Here is a 15,305-nt window from a genome sequence, read left to right on the forward strand (position 1 = left end):
CCGCCCGGCAGGGCCGTTTGCCTCAGCCGCCGCGGGAGACGAAGGACGGGTTGGCGAAATCGATATCGAGGGCCTGGTTGCGCTTGCCGTAGGTGAGCGGCGTGCCGTTGAGGCAAAGCGTCGTGCCGCCCGCCGCCCGCAGCACGGCGTCGCCGGCCGCGGTGTCCCATTCCATCGTCCGGCTGAAACGCGGATAGATGTCCGCCACGCCTTCGGCGAGAAGACAGAACTTCAGGGACGACCCGATCGAGCGGCATTCGCTGATGGCGTGGTCGGTCAGGTACTGCTCCGTTTGCGGGCTGCCATGGGAGCGGCTCGCAACGGCGACCGGCGGCCGGTGGCCCGGGCGAACCGCGATCGGCCGCCGCTCCACGATCTCGAACTGCGGCGAGATGGTCAGTTTCTCGGCGCCGGCCTTCGATCCGACATAGGCGACGCCCAGGGCCGGCGCATAGACGATACCGGCGACAGGCACGCCGTTTTCGATCAGTGCGATGTTGACGGTGAATTCCGGCCGGTCGGCAATGAATTCGCGGGTGCCGTCGAGCGGGTCGACCAGAATGAAGGTCGAGCCCTCGGTATCCGGGATCTTTCCGGCGGCGACCGCTTCCTCGGCGACCACCGGCACGTCCGGCAGGGCTTCGGAAAGGGCGGCAAGAATGATCGCTTCGGCGCGCTCGTCCGCCACGGTGACCGGCGAGGCGTCGGGCTTCAGGGTGACCGCGGCACTCGCCTGGCAGATCTCCAGGATGGCGCGGCCGGCGGCCAAGGCCGCGTGTTCAAAGGTTCTCAGCACGCCACATTCCCCTTCATCCGGTCCACCGGCGGTCGCCTGCCAGGCGTTTCATCCGCGCTGACGCCGACCATGCGTGAAACAGGATCGCGTCTTGGGAGATGTGCTGCCTGAACTGTTGCCGGTGAAGGAAGCTGATGGCGCACCCGACAGGATTCGAACCTGTGACCTTTGGAATCGGAATCCAACACTCTATCCAGCTGAGCTACGGGTGCATCCGACGGCGCGTCGTGTGACTCGCCGTTCATCTGGTTTGGCGGTCATACCCTAGACTTCCCTTGGCATCAATGCGGAAAATGCGCGAATTGACGCGGGGAAATCTGTCAACTTTTGCCCGGCGGCGTCGGCAAACCCTTGTGCGGGCAATGCAATGCTATAAAATCATTCATAGATTTCCAGATATTAAGGTATTTTCGCAATGCCTCCGTCTGGGTGGGGGGAAACGAGTACAAGAATGGCGACGGCATGATGGACGATCAGGCTGAGGAGGTGGCACGCAGCGCTTCCAAGATAGATTTTTCGATGATGGAAGACGCGGTCGGCTACCGTCTGCGGCGGGCGCAGCTTTCGGTGTTCCAGGATTTCAACGAGGCCTTCTCGGCCAAGGGCCTGCGGCCGACGGATTTTGCCGTCCTGATGGTGCTGACCCGCAATCAGGGCGCCAAGCAGAGCGAAGTGGCCGAGGCGCTGGGCATCCAGCGGGCCAATTTCGTCGCCATCGTCGACGGGCTGGAGAACAAGGGTTTCGTCGCGCGGCGCAAATCCGAGATCGACCGGCGCGTGCAGTCGCTCTATATCACCGATGCCGGGCTTGCCTATCTCGATGAACTGCTGCCGATCTGGCAGGAGCACGAGGAGCGCCTGCTGGCGCAGCTTGGCGGAGAGCAGGCACGCGACCAGCTGATCGGGCTGTTGAAGCGCCTCTACGACTGAGACAGGACGGCGCGGTCGTCAGACCGGCCTGAGCCTGCGAATCGCTTCGTCGACCAGCAGGTTGGCGATCTTCATGCGCGTCGTGGCCATGTCGCGAAAATCCGGATGATACCGGTCGGGGTGATTGTGGCGGGCAAAGGCGCGGCGCTTTTCGCCAAGCGTCTCCCGGTCATCTTCCGCCTTCAGGTCGAGATCTTCTGCAATCTGCTCGATCGCCAGCCGCGCCAGATGGCTCGGCATGACGGGTCTGACCGGCGCTGCGGGCGGCGCCGGTATCGGTTCGGGCATGGGGTCCGGCATGAGGGCGAGATAGGCGTCGAGGTGAAAGGCCGCGGCCGACCCATGGTCGACGCTCTCGGCGACGAAGCCGCTCGACAGGCCGGAGACCCGGTAGGCCGTGACCACGGGGGCGGCATCCGCATCGTCCGCCTCTTCGGCGAGCCGTTCGACGACGGACTGAAAGAGTGATTTGCCGAACAGCATCGCTGCCTCTCCTCATGGCTGGTGGAGAAGAGAGCACGGCAAGGTGGCGCCGGGCTTGCCATCGCCGGACGGCGACGCGCCGGCACATTCCGGTGCTGCGAAGGTCAGTTCTGGCTCTGGCTTTGGCCCTTCGATTCGACCAGGACGGTGACCTTGAGATCCTCGCCGGACTGGCCGATGCGCATGCCCGACACCGGGGCGGCGTCGGCATAGCAAAGGCCGGTCGCCAGCCGCACGTAGCGGGCATCCGGGCAGTGATTGTTCGCCGCGTCGAAACCGACCCAGCCGAGGCCCGCCAGATGGACTTCCGCCCAGGCATGGGTCGCCGCCTGCTCGACCTTGTCGTCCATCTTCAGGTAGCCGGAAATGTAGCGCGCCGGATGGCCCATGCTGCGGGCCGCCGCGATCATCACATGGGCATGGTCCTGGCAGACGCCCTGACCGGCCTCGAGAGCCTGTTCGGCCGTGGTGTCGCTGTCGGTGAACCCGGGAAGATAGTCGACCGCCGCGTGGATCGCCTCCATCAGATTGTGCATCATGGCCAGCGGCTCGTCCGCAGAAAGGCTTCTGACCAGTTCGCGGGTGAGCTTTCCGGCCTTGGTGCGGGGCGAGTCGCGCAGGAACAGCCAGAGCGGGCAATAGCCGATATGCGGGCCGAAGACGCCGGCATGGTCTTCGGTCACCACCTCGCCGCAGGCCTCGATGCGAACCTCATGGGCTTCGCCATCGGTCGAGACCAGATGCACGTGATTGCCGAACTGGTCGTTGTAGCCCGCCTCGACCTTGGCGCCGTCGACGGTGATGTGCCAGCTTTCCACGTGCTGCCCGGGGCAGCTCGGCGGCGTCAACCTCAGCCGCTGCAGCGAATAGAGGACGGGCGCATCGAAGCGATAGTGGGTGGTGTGCGTGATCTTCAAACGCATGATCTCTTGTCCATTCCCGGCCTGCCTCAGCTGTAGAAGCGGTAGCCCTCGGTGATTTCCTGGCCCAACCGGTTGTTGCGCGAGATGAAGTTGTCGAGGAACTCATGCAGGCCCTGGTCCATGATCTCCCCGATCGTCGTCGACTGCAGGGTCGCGCGCACCTTCTCGGCGGTATCGTGGGCCGTCAGGCGCTCGCCGTAGTCCTTGGCGACATAGCCGAGATTGCTGACGATCTTCTCGTAGGAATAGGCGAGCGAGCGCGGCATCTGGCCGTTGAGGATCAGGAAGTCGGCAATGTTGGCCGCCTTGTACTCGCCGTCATAGACCCAGCGATAGGAGCGGTGGGCCGAGACCGAGCGCAGGATCGATTCCCACTGCATGTTGTCGAGAGACGAGCCGACATGGGTGATCGCCGGCAGCAGCACGTAGTATTTGACGTCGAGGATGCGGCTGGTGTTGTCGGCGCGTTCGATGAAGGTGCCGATGCGGGCGAAATTGTAGATCTCGTTCCTCAGCATCGACCCGTGGAAGGCGCCGCGGATCAGGCCGGCGCGACGCTTGACCGTGTCGATGACCTCCGGCAGGTCGGCGGACTTCAGCTTGCGGGCGAGCATCTGCTTGAGCTCGATCCAGCACTCGTTGGTCGCTTCCCAGGTCTCGCGGGTGAGCGCGGTGCGCACCATGCGGGCATTGTTGCGCGCCGAGTCGATGCAGGACAGCACGCTCGACGGGTTTGCCGTGTCGCGCAGCAGGAAGTCGATCGCATCGGCGGCTGTGAGCTTGGCATGGCTCGCGTCGAATCCCTCGCGCACGTCGGCGCTGAGCAGCACCGCCCCCCAGTCGTCATCGTTCGCGCCGCTACGGGTCAGCGACATTCTGAGGCCGGCGTCGACCAGGCGGGCGATGTTTTCCGCCCGCTCGATGTAGCGGAACATCCAGTAGAGGCCGTTGGCCGTTCTTCCGAGCATGACCATGTCAGTCCTCCAGTACCCAGGTATCCTTGGTGCCGCCGCCCTGACTGGAATTGACCACGAGCGAACCCTGCTTCAGGGCCACGCGGGTGAGGCCGCCGGGGATGATCTGCACCTTGTCGGAAACGAGCACGTAGGGGCGAAGGTCCACGTGCCGGGGCGCGATCCCCTTGTTGACCAGCACCGGCACGGTGGACAGCGACAGCGTCGGCTGGGCGATGTAGTTGTTGGGCCTCGCCTTCAGCTTCTCGGCGAAGGTCGCGCGTTCCTTCTTCGATGCCGTCGGGCCGACCAGCATGCCGTAGCCGCCCGAGCCGTGGACTTCCTTGACCACCAGTTCCTCAAGATGCTCCAGCACGTATTTCAGGCTGTCGGCTTCCGAGCAGCGCCAGGTCGGCACGTTCTCCAGCAGCGCCTTGCGGCCGGTGTAGAACTCGACGATCTCCGGCATGTAGGAATAGATCGCCTTGTCGTCGGAAATGCCGGTGCCGGGCGCATTGGCGATGGTGATGTTGCCGGCGCGATAGACGTCCATGATGCCGGGCACGCCGAGGCAGCTGTCGGGGCGGAAGGTCAGCGGATCGAGGTATTCGTCGTCGACGCGGCGGTAGAGCACGTCGATCGCCTCATAGCCCCGTGTCGTGCGCATCTTCACCTTGCCGTCGATGACGCGCAGGTCCGAGCCTTCGACGAGCTCGACGCCCATCATGTCGGCGAGGAACGAATGCTCGTAATAAGCCGAATTGTAGATGCCGGGGGTGAGCACCGCGACGCGCGGCTTGCCCTTGCAGCCCGGAGGGGCGAGGGATGCCAGCGACTGGCGCAGCAGGTAGGGATAGTCCTCGACCCGCTGCACCTTGTTCTCCTGGAACAGCTCCGGGAACATCTGCATCATGGTTTCGCGGTTTTCCAGCATGTAACTGACACCCGAGGGCGTGCGCGCATTGTCCTCGAGAACGTAGAACTGGTCCTCGCCGGTGCGCACGATGTCGGTGCCGACGATGTGGGTGTAGACGCCGCCCGGCGGCCTGAAGCCGATCATCTCGGGCAGGAAGGCGTCGTTCTTCTCGATCAGCTGGCGCGGGATGCGCCCGGCCTTGATGATCTCCTGCTTGTGGTAGATGTCGTCGAGGAAGGCGTTGAGCGCCAGCACGCGCTGCTCGATGCCCTGGGCGAGACGACGCCATTCGCTGCCGGAGATGATGCGCGGGATGATGTCGAAGGGAATGAGCTTTTCGGCGGAGTCCGCGTGGCCGTAAACGGCAAAGGTGATGCCCGTCTTTCGGAAGATGTTCTCCGCGTCTCGCGACTTAGCAATCAGTCGGGCCGGATCCTGATGGGAGTACCAGTCGTGGTAGTTCTGGTAGGGCAGTCGCGGACTGTTGTCCGCATTAATCATTTCATCAAATGCCAATGGCGCCATCCCCTTCTTTTTTACCATTTGAATACAACCCATTGGCCAATGCAAGAAGCGTGCAGCGTCGAAGACGAATAATCTGGCCGGCGCGAAAAAGCGGCAAAAGCTTATAGTTACAGCAGTTTGCGGATGCGTGGAGCGCGGCAGGGCAGGGAAATGCGCGGCCGACGAGGCCGATCTTCGGTTGATGGCCGTCCGCTTTTCCGCATTTTGCCTAAAATGTCATCATGGCGCGCGGCAAAAAAAGTTTCAGGCCGGAGATGGTTCAGCGGAATTCATCCAGCGCCGCAGGAAAACTCCTTTGACCTAGGCCCATGTCGCCGCTAACGACAGGCGACCGGGAGACCTCCAGGCATTCCGGCGGCCCTGGATCTTCTTGGAGGCACCGCATGACCCTCAGCCGCCTCGCGCCGGCGCTCTTCGTTCTCCTGTGGTCGACCGGCTGGGTGGCGGCCAAGTATGCGAACCTGTTCGCCGATCCGCTGACCTTCCTCGCCCTGCGCTACGGCGTGGCCGTCGTCCTCTTCTATCTTGTGTGCCGGTTCGCCGGTGTCACCTGGCCGAAAAGCCGCATGGCGATCACCCACGCCATCGTTTCCGGCATGTTCCTGCACGGGCTCTATCTCGGCATGTTGTGGTGGGCGATCGGGCAGGGCGTGCCGGCCGCGCTTTCGGGCATCATCGCCGGACTGCAACCGCTGATGACCGGCCTTGCCGCCGCCTACCTGATTGGCGAAAAATTGTCGCTTGCCCAGCGTCTCGGCCTGTTCATCGGTTTTGCCGGAATTGCCATCGCCGTCCTGCCGAAAGTGTTCTCGATCGATGCCGACGTGATCCCGGCCTATGCGGTCGCGGTCAACGTGCTGGGCATGGCCTGCGTGACCGCCGGCACGATCTACCAGAAGCGCTATCTGCGCGAGGGAGACCTGAGGGCGGTGGCGACGCTGCAATATGTCGGCGCGCTGATCGTCACCATTCCGGCCGCCCTTTTGCTGGAGGACCTGCATATCGAATGGGGGATCGGCCTCTTCGCCACGCTGGCCTGGTCGGTGGTCGGCATCTCGATGGGCGCGATCGCGCTGCTGCTCTATCTGATCCGGCGCGGCGACGTGTCGAAGGCTGCCTCGCTGATCTATCTCGTGCCGCCGCTGGCGGCGGTCGAGGCGGCCATCGTCTTCGGCGAAAAGCTGACGCTGCCGATGATCATCGGTACGGGCGTGGTGGTGGCCGGCGTCTATCTCACCAACCGCAAGCCCGCTCAGCAGCCCGCCTGACGGGCCGCAACGAAAATGGCGCGGCCGGGGCCGCGCCATATCCATCTTCAGTCTATCATTCCGTCAGCCAGAAAGGCTCACGCCTCGCGGCGGCGGGTGCGCTGCTGGCCGCCGGGGCCGCTCGGGCGACCGGAGGCCGGCTTGCCATGGGCTGCGGCCGGACGGCCTGCGCCGCCGCTGCCACCCTTGCGTTGGCCGGGCTTGCCGGCCGGGCGGCCTTCGCCGTCATGCTTCGGACGACCCTGGCCCTGGTGATTGCGGTTGTTGCCGCCGGGAGCGCCGCCACCGCCGCCACGACGCTGCGGGCGGGCCGGACGGCTCAAGTTGGTCGGTGCTTCGCCGCTGGCGACCGGAATGTCGATGCCCATCAGGCGCTCGACATCGCGCAGCAGGCGGCCTTCGTCCGGACCGCAGAAAGCGATCGCGATGCCGTCACGGCCGGCACGGGCGGTACGGCCGATGCGGTGGATGTAGGCGTCCGGCACTTCCGGCAGGTCGTAGTTGAAGACGTGGCTGACGGCCGGGATGTCGATGCCGCGGGCGGCGACGTCGGTGGCGATCAGCGTGCGGATCTCGCCGTCGCGGAAGCCCTTGAGGGCCCGTTCGCGCTGGCCCTGGCTCTTGTTGCCGTGGATCGAGGCGACCGAGAAGCCGACGATCTCCAGGTGCTTCATCAGCTTTTCCGCGCCATGCTTGGTGCGCAGGAAGACGATGGAGCGGCCGTCCGGATTGTCGGTGAGGATCTTCTTCAGCATTTCGGTCTTGGCGTTCTGGCCGGCGACGAAGTGTACATGCTGCTCGACCTTGTCGGCGGCCTTGCCCGGAGGCGAGACTTCGACCTTGGCCGGGTTGTTGAGGAAGGTCGCGGCGAGATCGGCAATCGTCTTCGGCATGGTGGCCGAGAACAGCAGGGTCTGGCGCTTGACCGGAACCATCTTGGAGATCTTGCGCAGGTCGTGGATGAAGCCCAGGTCGAGCATCTGGTCGGCTTCGTCGAGCACCAGATAGGTGACGGCGCGCAGCGAGATGGCGTTACGCGAGATCAGGTCGAGCAGGCGGCCGGGGGTGGCGACGAGGATGTCGGTGCCCTTTTCCAGCTGCAGCTGCTGCTTGCCGATCGAGGCGCCGCCGACGACCTGGTTGATCCTGAGCGGGGTCTTCTTGATGAAGGAGCGCAGGCTGTCGGCGATCTGGTTCACCAGTTCGCGGGTCGGCGCAAGAATGAGAGTGCGGGTCGTCCGGTTGTCCGGACGGGTCGGCTTGGCGAGCAGCATTTCGATCAGCGGCAGGCCGAAGGCCGCCGTCTTGCCGGTGCCGGTCTGGGCCAGACCGATCAGGTCGCGGCCTTCCAGCACGATCGGGATCGCCTTCAGCTGGATCGGGGTCGGGGTGTCGTAGCCGAGGCCTGCAACCGTGGCGGCAATGTTCTGCGACAGGCCAAGCTCAAGAAAGTTGGTCAATTCTAATACCTTTTCGGGGCGCCACGCGACATCGGGCGAAATCGCTGCTTGCGATCCTGCCTGTCTCGTAGCGTCAAGAACCCCGCGTGAATTGGGAACTTGTAAGTTGGAAAAAACTTTCCAGCGCGTTCGGTTGCATCGAGCAACCATTTGTCGTGCGCTTTGGATCCTTCTTCGCGTCTTTACGAGATCGCGGGCCGCTCACGCGGTGGCCGGAAGGTGAAAGCTGACCTGCAGATGGGCCTTTCGACCCGGAAAGTCAAGGAAATGTTTTTGCGTTGCGGCAAAAGACGGGTCGTGGCCGGAACCTGGCGCTGTCCGATCAGCTCGCCTGCAGGCCTGCCAGGTAGACCGCATAGGTCTGGTTCTCGTCCGGCTCGAACCGTTCGGCAAGCACCTTCCAGTCCTCGACGCGGTCGAGGCGGAAATCGCGGAAGTCATTGCGCTTTTCGCACCAGGTGGTGACCACCCACAGGGCACCGAAGGCGCTGAGGCCGAGCGGCCAGACGGTTCGCTTGCTCCGCTCGCCGGAAAGCGAATGGTAGGCGATCCAGACCTTTCGGCTGGCCGAGAGCGCGGCTCGCACGTCACCCAGGCAATCCGGCGGCTCGGGCTGGCTTGCGGCCCGGAAGGCATGGATCGGTGCACCGACCAGCCGTGCGGCGTGTTCGGGCGGCAAGAGCGCCAGCATCTTGTCCTTCGCTTCCCGGGCAGCCTGGCCGAGCCGCGGATCGCCCAGCATTTCCACGGCCCTCAAGCCAAAGGCGAGCGCTTCCAGCTGCTCGAAGGTGAAGGTCAGCGGCGGCGCGTCGAAGGCCTCGCGCAGGAGGTAGCCGACCCCGCGCTCGCCTTCGATCGGGGCGCCCGAGGCGATCAGGTGCTCCATGTCGCGGTAGATGGTGCGCGGCGCGACCTCCATCCGGGCGGCGATCTCGGCGGCGGTCATGGCCCGCCCGGTGGCGCGCATCAATTGGATGATTCGGAAGAGGCGATCTGCGGGCCGCATCGAAGACTTTCGATAAAAGGAATTGCCATAAGGTTGTCAGTTGGCTTGTGCTAGGTCAAGCGCATCGACAACCAGGAGAGCCTTCCATGACCAAGAACACCGTGCTCGAAATCGCCGTCTGCACCGTGGCCGACAAGCCTCAGGCCGAGGCGGCCCGCCTCGCGGCCATGCAGGCGGTCCGTCACTATCCGGGCTTCGTCAGCTGGCGCGCGCTGACGGCGCTGGGACAGGGCGACATGATCGCCGATCTCGTCGAGTGGCAGGACAAGACGGCGGCCGATGCGGCGGCGGAAAAGGTCGGGCGCGATCCCGCCTTCGCCCCTTACATGGCGGCGATCAGCGCGGTATCGCTGATGCAGCATTTCGAAACGCGAGAGGCGATCTGAGACATCATGGCCGAGCCGCTGAAACATCTGATCGGCGCGCAGACAGCCCGCGACACGGCAAGCGCCCTGTCGCGGGCCTGGCCGGATTTTGCCGAGCGGGACTTTCTCGCCGCCGTGATGCCGAACCTCGAGTCGCTCGAGTTGATGCAGCGCGGGCAATTGATCGCCGATGCCCTGCGCAACAGCCTGCCGCAGGATTTCGAAAGGGCCGCGCCGATCCTTCGGGCCTGCCTGCCACAGGACGGCCGGGGCGGGTTGACGGGCTGGGCGCTTCTGTCGTTCAACCAGTATATCGCCGCCCATGGTCTCGACCATGTGGAGATCGCCCTTGATCTCCTGAAGGCGCTGACGCCGCACTTCACCGCGGAATTCGGCATTCGCCCCTACATCCACCGCGAGCAGTCGGTGTCGCTTTCCATCATCTCCGGCTGGACCGGCGATCCGAACCACCACGTCCGGCGGCTGGCGAGCGAAGGCACGCGGCCGCGTCTGCCCTGGGCCATGCGCCTGCCGGCCTTGGTGCGCGATCCAGCACCGATCCTGCCGATCCTGACGGCTCTGATCGACGACCGCGAAGATTATGTGCGCCGCTCGGTGGCCAACAGCCTCAACGACATCGCCAAGGACCATCCCGATCTCGTCGCCGGCTTCGTCGCGTCGCATCGCCCGGGCGCCTCGCCGGAACGGCTGTGGCTGTTGAAACATGCCTCCCGGACGCTGCTCAAGAAGGGCCATGCAGCGGCCCTGGCGAATTTCGGCTTCCGGCCGCTCGACGGCGTGGCGGCTAACCTCTCGCTGGAGAGTGCCGAGGTCGCCTTTCCGGGCCAGCTTGCGTTCCGCATCGGCTTGAGCAACGCGACGCCCGAGCCGCAACAGGTCATGCTCGACTATGCCATCCACCATCGCATGAAGGACGGCAGCCTGCGGCCCAAGGTGTTCAAGGGCAGGAGCCTGACGCTTGCGCCAAGTGAGGGCGTGACGGTCGACCGGCGTCATGCCTTCCGGCCGATCACCACCCGGGTCTACTATCCGGGCGAACACGGGCTGGAGATCCTGGTGAATGGCGCAAGCCTTGCTTACGCGACCTTCACGCTGGCTGCGCCGGCCTCCACCCAGGACGACCGGTGAAGGCGCGGCCGCCTCCGTGCGTCAGATCTTCAGCGGCTGGCTGTAGAGCAGGGCCGCATCCTTGCTGAAGAAAGAGGCGGTGCCTCCGTTCGGCGTCAACTTGACCAGCAGGAAGCCCGGCATGGCCGAGGCGAACAGGCTTTTCGCATGGGGATGCGGTGGACGGCTCCGGCTGCCGCTGCCCGAGACGAAATAGGCCACCTGTTCCGAGCGCAGCGCTTCGAGGTGATGATCGTGGCCGCACAGATACATGGCGACGCCATGGCGCTCGAGGATGGGTTTCAGGCGTTCGCCCAGGAACTCGCTGTCGCCATGGCGGCCGCCGGAAAAGACCGGATGATGACCGACGACGATCTTCCACGGCGCCCGGCTTTCTCCAAGCGACCGGTCGAGCCACCGAAGCTGCACTTCCGCATCCAGGTGGGACACGATCTCGAGCAGGGTGTCCCCCTTCATTCTCTGTGTGTCGAGAAAGAAGAAGCCCGCGCTTGCGCCGCCAAAGTCCTTGCTGACGGCGAAATAGCGGTCGGGCATGGTCCAGCGCCGGCTTTTCTTCGAATAGTCGATCTGGGCCGAGGTGCTGCCGCCGTAGTCGTGATTGCCGAGCACCGCATACCAGGGAACCTGCAGCGACGGTGCATCGTAGACGTCTTCGAAATTGGTCTGCCACTTCCTGTCGGAGGTGCTTTCGACGCCGCTCTCATAGAAGTTGTCGCCGGTCGAGATGACGAAGGATATGGCGTTTTGCCGGCCGATCGCGCCCATGGCCTTGGCAACCGCGTCTGCCGTGGTGCGCGACTGGCCGTCTCCCCAGTCGCCGACCACCAGGAAGGAGAGCTCCTTCGCGCCCGTGCCTACCGCATGGCCGATGCCACCGAAGGCCAGCGAGGCGAGCGCGCCCTGGATGAGGCTGCGGCGGGTGTGCAACATGAAAAAGCCCTTCTCGGTCTGCGTGGGTCTGGCCTGCGTGGTCTCGGTACGCACTGCGGCGGCCGTCCGCACGTCGCCCGACAGTCGCGAGTCAGAATGAAATGGACACCCTCAGTCCGCCCGCTTCGCGATTCGTAATCTCGACGCCGAGATCGTAGACCGAAGCGATGTCCTTGACGATGGAAAGGCCGATGCCGGTGCCCGGCGTCTGGCTGTCGAGACGGATGCCACGCTCCGTCATCCGCTTCATGCCGGCCGGATCGGCGCCGGGGCCGTCGTCCTCGATCACCAGGCGGGGTCTCGTCCCCACACGGTCGAGGGTGACGCCGATCATCGAGCGGCTCCATTTGACGGCGTTGTCGAGGATATTGCCGAGCAGTTCCTCAAGATCGTGGGGATCGACCTCGACCGTGACGCCCGGCGCCACGTCGACCCGCCAGGCAAGGTCGCCGCCCTTTGGCGTGCGCTTGAGGGTGCGCACGATGCGGTCGACGGCGGTGGCGACGTCGGCATCCGAGGCGCGCAGCTCGGCGGTGGCGGCGATGCGGCTGCGCGCCAGCTCGCGGTCCACATGCGCCTGCATGACGGAGGCCAGATGGGCAAGCTCTTCGCCGATATCCGTCTGCCCCCGCTCTTTCAGCGTCGCTGCGTCGTTCGCCACGACGGTCAGCGGCGTCTTGAGGCCGTGGGCGAGGTCGGCCGAGCGGGTCCGCGCCTTCTCGATGATGTCGGATTGAGCGTCGAGCAGGCGGTTCACCGCATCGACCACCCCCTGCAATTCCTTCGGGTAGCGGCCGTCCAGTCGTTCGGCCTTGCGCTCGTGGATGCGGTTCAGCCCCTCGCTGACCGAGGAAATGGGACGCAGGCCGAAGGTCAGCTGCGCGAGCGAAGCGGCAATCAGGAAGGCGGCCAGCGCGACCATGAAGGGAATGATGTCGAGCACGAAGGCGCGTCGCGCTTCCGTCAGCGTGCGTGCGTCGATGGCCAGCGCAACCCGCACGGGCCGCGGGCCTTCGGGTGCCGCGACGATGATCTGGCGTTCCTGCACGATGAGGTCGGCGCCGTCCGGTCCCGGCAAGGTGTAGCGATGCACTGCGCTCGGCTCATGCGTGTCGGCGGGCAGCGGCAGGGCATAGTCCCACAGTGACGGCGAGCGCAGCTGGCGCTTGTTCCGATCGTCCTCCACCTGCCAGTAGAGCCCGCCATAGGGCTCGGTGAAGCGACGGTCGACGGGCCGGTCGGGCAGATCGAGGGTGCCGTCCGCGGCAAAGCGCAGCGTGCCGGCAAACAGGTTGATATGCCCGGTCAGCTCCTCGTCGATGCGGCGCTCCAGGTTTCGGCTGAACAGCGAAACGAAGACCATGGCGGCCAGCACCATGGCGAGAAGCACGCTGGCGGCGGATACGATCAGAAAACGGCGGCGGATCGACCGCATCAGCCTTCGTCCCCGCCGAAGCGATAGCCGTAGCCGCGCCGGGTCGAAATCGTGTCCTTGCCGAGCTTCTTGCGCAGCCGGCCGATCAGCACCTCGACGGAATTGCTGTCGCGCTCGAAATCCTGCGCATAGAGCTGTTCGGTGAGTTCGAGTTGCGAGACGTTGCGGCTGCGATTGTGGGCGAGGTGGGCGAGGCAGCGATATTCGAGCGGGGTGAGGTCGACGGGCAGGCCGGCGCGGCTCACGGTGCTGGTACGCGTGTCGATCGATATGTCGCCGATCTGCAGCACGGGATTGGCCTCGCCGGCACTGCGCCGGATGAGCGCCCGCAGACGGGCCAGAAGCTCGGCCATCTGGAACGGCTTGGTCAGGTAGTCGTCGGCGCCGGCGTCTATGCCCTCGACCCGTTCCTGCCAGTTGCCGCGGGCGGTGAGGACCAGCACCGGCATCCGCCGCCCGGCGGCGCGCCAGCGTTTCAGCACCGCCAGGCCGTCCATGGCCGGCAGGCCGAGATCGAGCACCACGGCGGCGAACTCCTCCGAATCGCCGGTATACCAGCCGGATTCGCCATCGCGTTCATGCACCACGACATAGCCCGCCCGCTCCAGGTGAAGCGTGACGTCGCGCGCGATCAGCGGATCATCCTCGATCAAAAGCAGGCGCATTATTCGTTCTCGATTTCGAGGATCGTGCCGTCGGCTGCATCGACCTCGACTTCGACGAGGCGGCCGACGGCGGTCAGGATGCGGAATTCGTAGACAAGGACGGAACGCTCGTGGTCGAGCTTGACGGAGACGATTTCGCCGGGCACCCGCTCCATGACGATGCGCTTGAGTTCGGCCAGCGATCGGGCCTCGCCGCTGTCGACGGCCTTGAGCACCGTGTCGTGGTCGTCGCTCGTGCCATCGGCCATCGCCGGACAAGAGAGGGCGAGCAACAGGACGGCCGAGCATCCCGTTGTCATCAACTGCCGATAGATATGTCTCGCATGACCGCCCATCGCATCTCAATAACACGGCGAAACTGATTTTTCGCTGACAATTGCCGTCAGTTATCGCTCAGCGGACGCGTTTTAGGGTCTGCGTCAACGGTCGATGGCAATGGCGCCACGGCCTAACGACGAAGGACGAAATCCATGAAGAAAATCATTCTCGCCTCCCTCATCTCCACCGCTGCATTCGCCTCGGCTGCCTACGCCGAGAGCGAAAATGCCTGTGGCAACGTGCCGAAGGACAAGTGGATGACCGAAGATGCGATGAAGGCCAAGGCCGTGGCGATGGGTTATGAAGTCCGCCAGGTCAAGGTCGAAGGCACCTGCTACGAAGTGTACGGCATCAAGGACGGCAAGAAGGTCGAAGACCTCTTCAATCCGGAAACCGGCGAACAGGTTGGAGCGGACTGATGACTGGCGCCACGCAGGATTTGCATGGCGCCGATTCCGTCCGCTTGAAGCGGACGGAATGGATCAAGGTGTGGGATCCGTTCGTACGGATCTTCCATTGGTCGCTGGTCGGGCTTTTCGCCTTTTCCTTCCTGACCGGAGACGAATGGAAGTCGGCCCATATCCTTTCCGGCTATCTGATCGCCGGCCTCGTGGCGCTTCGCGTCGTCTGGGGGCTGGTCGGCACCGAACATGCGCGGTTCGCGAACTTCATCTATCGGCCGACCACGGTGCTCGCCTTCCTCGCCGATACGGCGCGTATGCGGGCCAAGCGTTACCTCGGGCACAACCCGGCCGGCGGTGCGATGGTGATCGCGCTGCTTGCGGCGATCTCGGGCATTGCCGCCACCGGCTACATGATGACCACGGATGCCTTCTGGGGGATCGAATGGGTCGAGGAGACGCATGAGGCGCTCGTCTACGGCACGCTCGGTCTCGTCGCCCTGCATCTCGCCGGCGTCGCCTTTGCCAGCTTCGAGCACCGCGAGAATCTCGTGCGTGCCATGCTGAACGGCTGGAAGCGCAGCCGCTGAGTTCAAGGCCGGGAGATTGGTCTCCGCGTGAATACGGCCGAGAAGAAAGCCCCGGACGGCGCACCCCTCTGTCCGGGACTTTTCGCGTCAGCAGCCCTGCCGACGCATGGTTCTTCCGGGGCTGACAGGCTCGGACAAGGCAAACCGTACAATATGGTCCCGTTCGGGCTCCGGCTTTGCCGGCGCAGCTGC

At 64.7% G+C, this 15,305-nt stretch carries 17 protein-coding genes and 1 tRNA gene; 6 read left to right on the top strand and 12 right to left on the bottom strand.

The features are described 5' to 3' along the window. Positions 1–22: 22 nt before the first annotated feature. Both cysQ and AC07Y0_RS03660 read right to left on the bottom strand, forming a co-directional pair. Positions 23–796, bottom strand: a complete 774-nt coding sequence (gene cysQ / locus AC07Y0_RS03655) for a 3'(2'),5'-bisphosphate nucleotidase CysQ (protein WP_498674620.1) — start codon at positions 794–796, stop codon at positions 23–25. A 135-nt stretch (positions 797–931) separates the two neighbouring features. Then, positions 932–1,008 (bottom strand) — tRNA-Arg (locus AC07Y0_RS03660). A gap of 250 nt (positions 1,009–1,258) precedes the next feature. On the opposite strand from AC07Y0_RS03660, the gene AC07Y0_RS03665 reads away from it, so the two are divergent. Beyond that, positions 1,259–1,726, top strand: coding sequence for a MarR family winged helix-turn-helix transcriptional regulator (locus tag AC07Y0_RS03665; RefSeq protein WP_498674623.1), 468 nt, complete (start codon positions 1,259–1,261; stop codon positions 1,724–1,726). An 18-nt stretch (positions 1,727–1,744) separates the two neighbouring features. Here the strand turns inward: AC07Y0_RS03665 and AC07Y0_RS03670 are convergent, their stop codons facing one another. The 4 genes from AC07Y0_RS03670 to AC07Y0_RS03685 form a co-directional block, all read right to left on the bottom strand. Continuing rightward, on the bottom strand, positions 1,745–2,209 hold the full coding sequence (locus AC07Y0_RS03670) for a hypothetical protein (RefSeq protein WP_498674626.1): 465 nt from the start codon (positions 2,207–2,209) through the stop codon (positions 1,745–1,747). A gap of 104 nt (positions 2,210–2,313) precedes the next feature. Next, positions 2,314–3,132, bottom strand: a complete 819-nt coding sequence (locus AC07Y0_RS03675) for a transglutaminase family protein (RefSeq protein WP_498674630.1) — start codon at positions 3,130–3,132, stop codon at positions 2,314–2,316. A gap of 26 nt (positions 3,133–3,158) precedes the next feature. Continuing rightward, positions 3,159–4,100 carry an alpha-E domain-containing protein gene (locus AC07Y0_RS03680; RefSeq protein ID WP_498680170.1) on the bottom strand — a complete coding sequence of 314 codons (942 nt, stop codon included), beginning with the start codon at positions 4,098–4,100 and terminating at the stop codon, positions 3,159–3,161. 7 nt (positions 4,101–4,107) lie between these two features. Then, positions 4,108–5,517, bottom strand: a complete 1,410-nt coding sequence (locus AC07Y0_RS03685) for a circularly permuted type 2 ATP-grasp protein (RefSeq protein WP_498674631.1) — start codon at positions 5,515–5,517, stop codon at positions 4,108–4,110. A 392-nt stretch (positions 5,518–5,909) separates the two neighbouring features. Between AC07Y0_RS03685 and AC07Y0_RS03690 the strand changes: the two genes are divergently transcribed. Then, positions 5,910–6,794, top strand: coding sequence for a DMT family transporter (locus tag AC07Y0_RS03690; RefSeq protein ID WP_498674633.1), 885 nt, complete (start codon positions 5,910–5,912; stop codon positions 6,792–6,794). Between the two features lie 77 nt (positions 6,795–6,871). On the opposite strand, the gene AC07Y0_RS03695 is transcribed toward AC07Y0_RS03690, so the two are convergent. Continuing rightward, a complete protein-coding gene (locus AC07Y0_RS03695) occupies positions 6,872–8,254 on the bottom strand; it encodes a DEAD/DEAH box helicase (protein ID WP_498674635.1) in 1,383 nt (460 codons plus the stop codon). A 322-nt stretch (positions 8,255–8,576) separates the two neighbouring features. Next, positions 8,577–9,260 (bottom strand): helix-turn-helix transcriptional regulator, encoded by a 684-nt coding sequence (locus AC07Y0_RS03700; protein WP_498674637.1) that lies wholly within the window; start codon positions 9,258–9,260, stop codon positions 8,577–8,579. An 86-nt stretch (positions 9,261–9,346) separates the two neighbouring features. Here AC07Y0_RS03700 and AC07Y0_RS03705 point away from each other — a divergent pair, with 86 nt between their 5' ends. Both AC07Y0_RS03705 and AC07Y0_RS03710 read left to right on the top strand, forming a co-directional pair. Further along, the gene (locus AC07Y0_RS03705) at positions 9,347–9,646 is read left to right on the top strand and encodes a hypothetical protein (protein WP_498674638.1); all 300 of its coding nucleotides are present in this window, start codon (positions 9,347–9,349) and stop codon (positions 9,644–9,646) included. A 6-nt stretch (positions 9,647–9,652) separates the two neighbouring features. Then, positions 9,653–10,774: a DNA alkylation repair protein gene (locus tag AC07Y0_RS03710; RefSeq protein WP_498674639.1), complete on the top strand. Its 1,122-nt coding sequence runs from the start codon at positions 9,653–9,655 to the stop codon at positions 10,772–10,774. 21 nt (positions 10,775–10,795) lie between these two features. Here AC07Y0_RS03710 and AC07Y0_RS03715 read toward each other — a convergent pair whose 3' ends face one another. The 4 genes from AC07Y0_RS03715 to AC07Y0_RS03730 form a co-directional block, all read right to left on the bottom strand. After that, a complete protein-coding gene (locus tag AC07Y0_RS03715) occupies positions 10,796–11,704 on the bottom strand; it encodes a purple acid phosphatase family protein (RefSeq protein WP_498674641.1) in 909 nt (302 codons plus the stop codon). Between the two features lie 91 nt (positions 11,705–11,795). Next, a complete protein-coding gene (locus AC07Y0_RS03720) occupies positions 11,796–13,139 on the bottom strand; it encodes a sensor histidine kinase (protein ID WP_498674642.1) in 1,344 nt (447 codons plus the stop codon). After that, positions 13,139–13,804 (bottom strand): response regulator transcription factor, encoded by a 666-nt coding sequence (locus AC07Y0_RS03725; protein ID WP_498674644.1) that lies wholly within the window; start codon positions 13,802–13,804, stop codon positions 13,139–13,141. Before AC07Y0_RS03725 ends, AC07Y0_RS03720 begins: the two co-directional genes overlap by 1 nt. Continuing rightward, positions 13,804–14,103, bottom strand: a complete 300-nt coding sequence (locus AC07Y0_RS03730) for a PepSY domain-containing protein (protein WP_498674646.1) — start codon at positions 14,101–14,103, stop codon at positions 13,804–13,806. Before AC07Y0_RS03730 ends, AC07Y0_RS03725 begins: the two co-directional genes overlap by 1 nt. A gap of 171 nt (positions 14,104–14,274) precedes the next feature. Between AC07Y0_RS03730 and AC07Y0_RS03735 the strand changes: the two genes are divergently transcribed. Beyond that, a complete protein-coding gene (locus AC07Y0_RS03735) occupies positions 14,275–14,541 on the top strand; it encodes a PepSY domain-containing protein (protein ID WP_498674648.1) in 267 nt (88 codons plus the stop codon). Then, positions 14,541–15,113, top strand: a complete 573-nt coding sequence (locus tag AC07Y0_RS03740; protein ID WP_498674650.1) for a cytochrome b/b6 domain-containing protein — start codon at positions 14,541–14,543, stop codon at positions 15,111–15,113. Before AC07Y0_RS03735 ends, AC07Y0_RS03740 begins: the two co-directional genes overlap by 1 nt. The last annotated feature ends 192 nt before the right edge of the window (positions 15,114–15,305 follow it).

The organism is Allorhizobium sp. GW101-3B10, assembly GCF_059424725.1.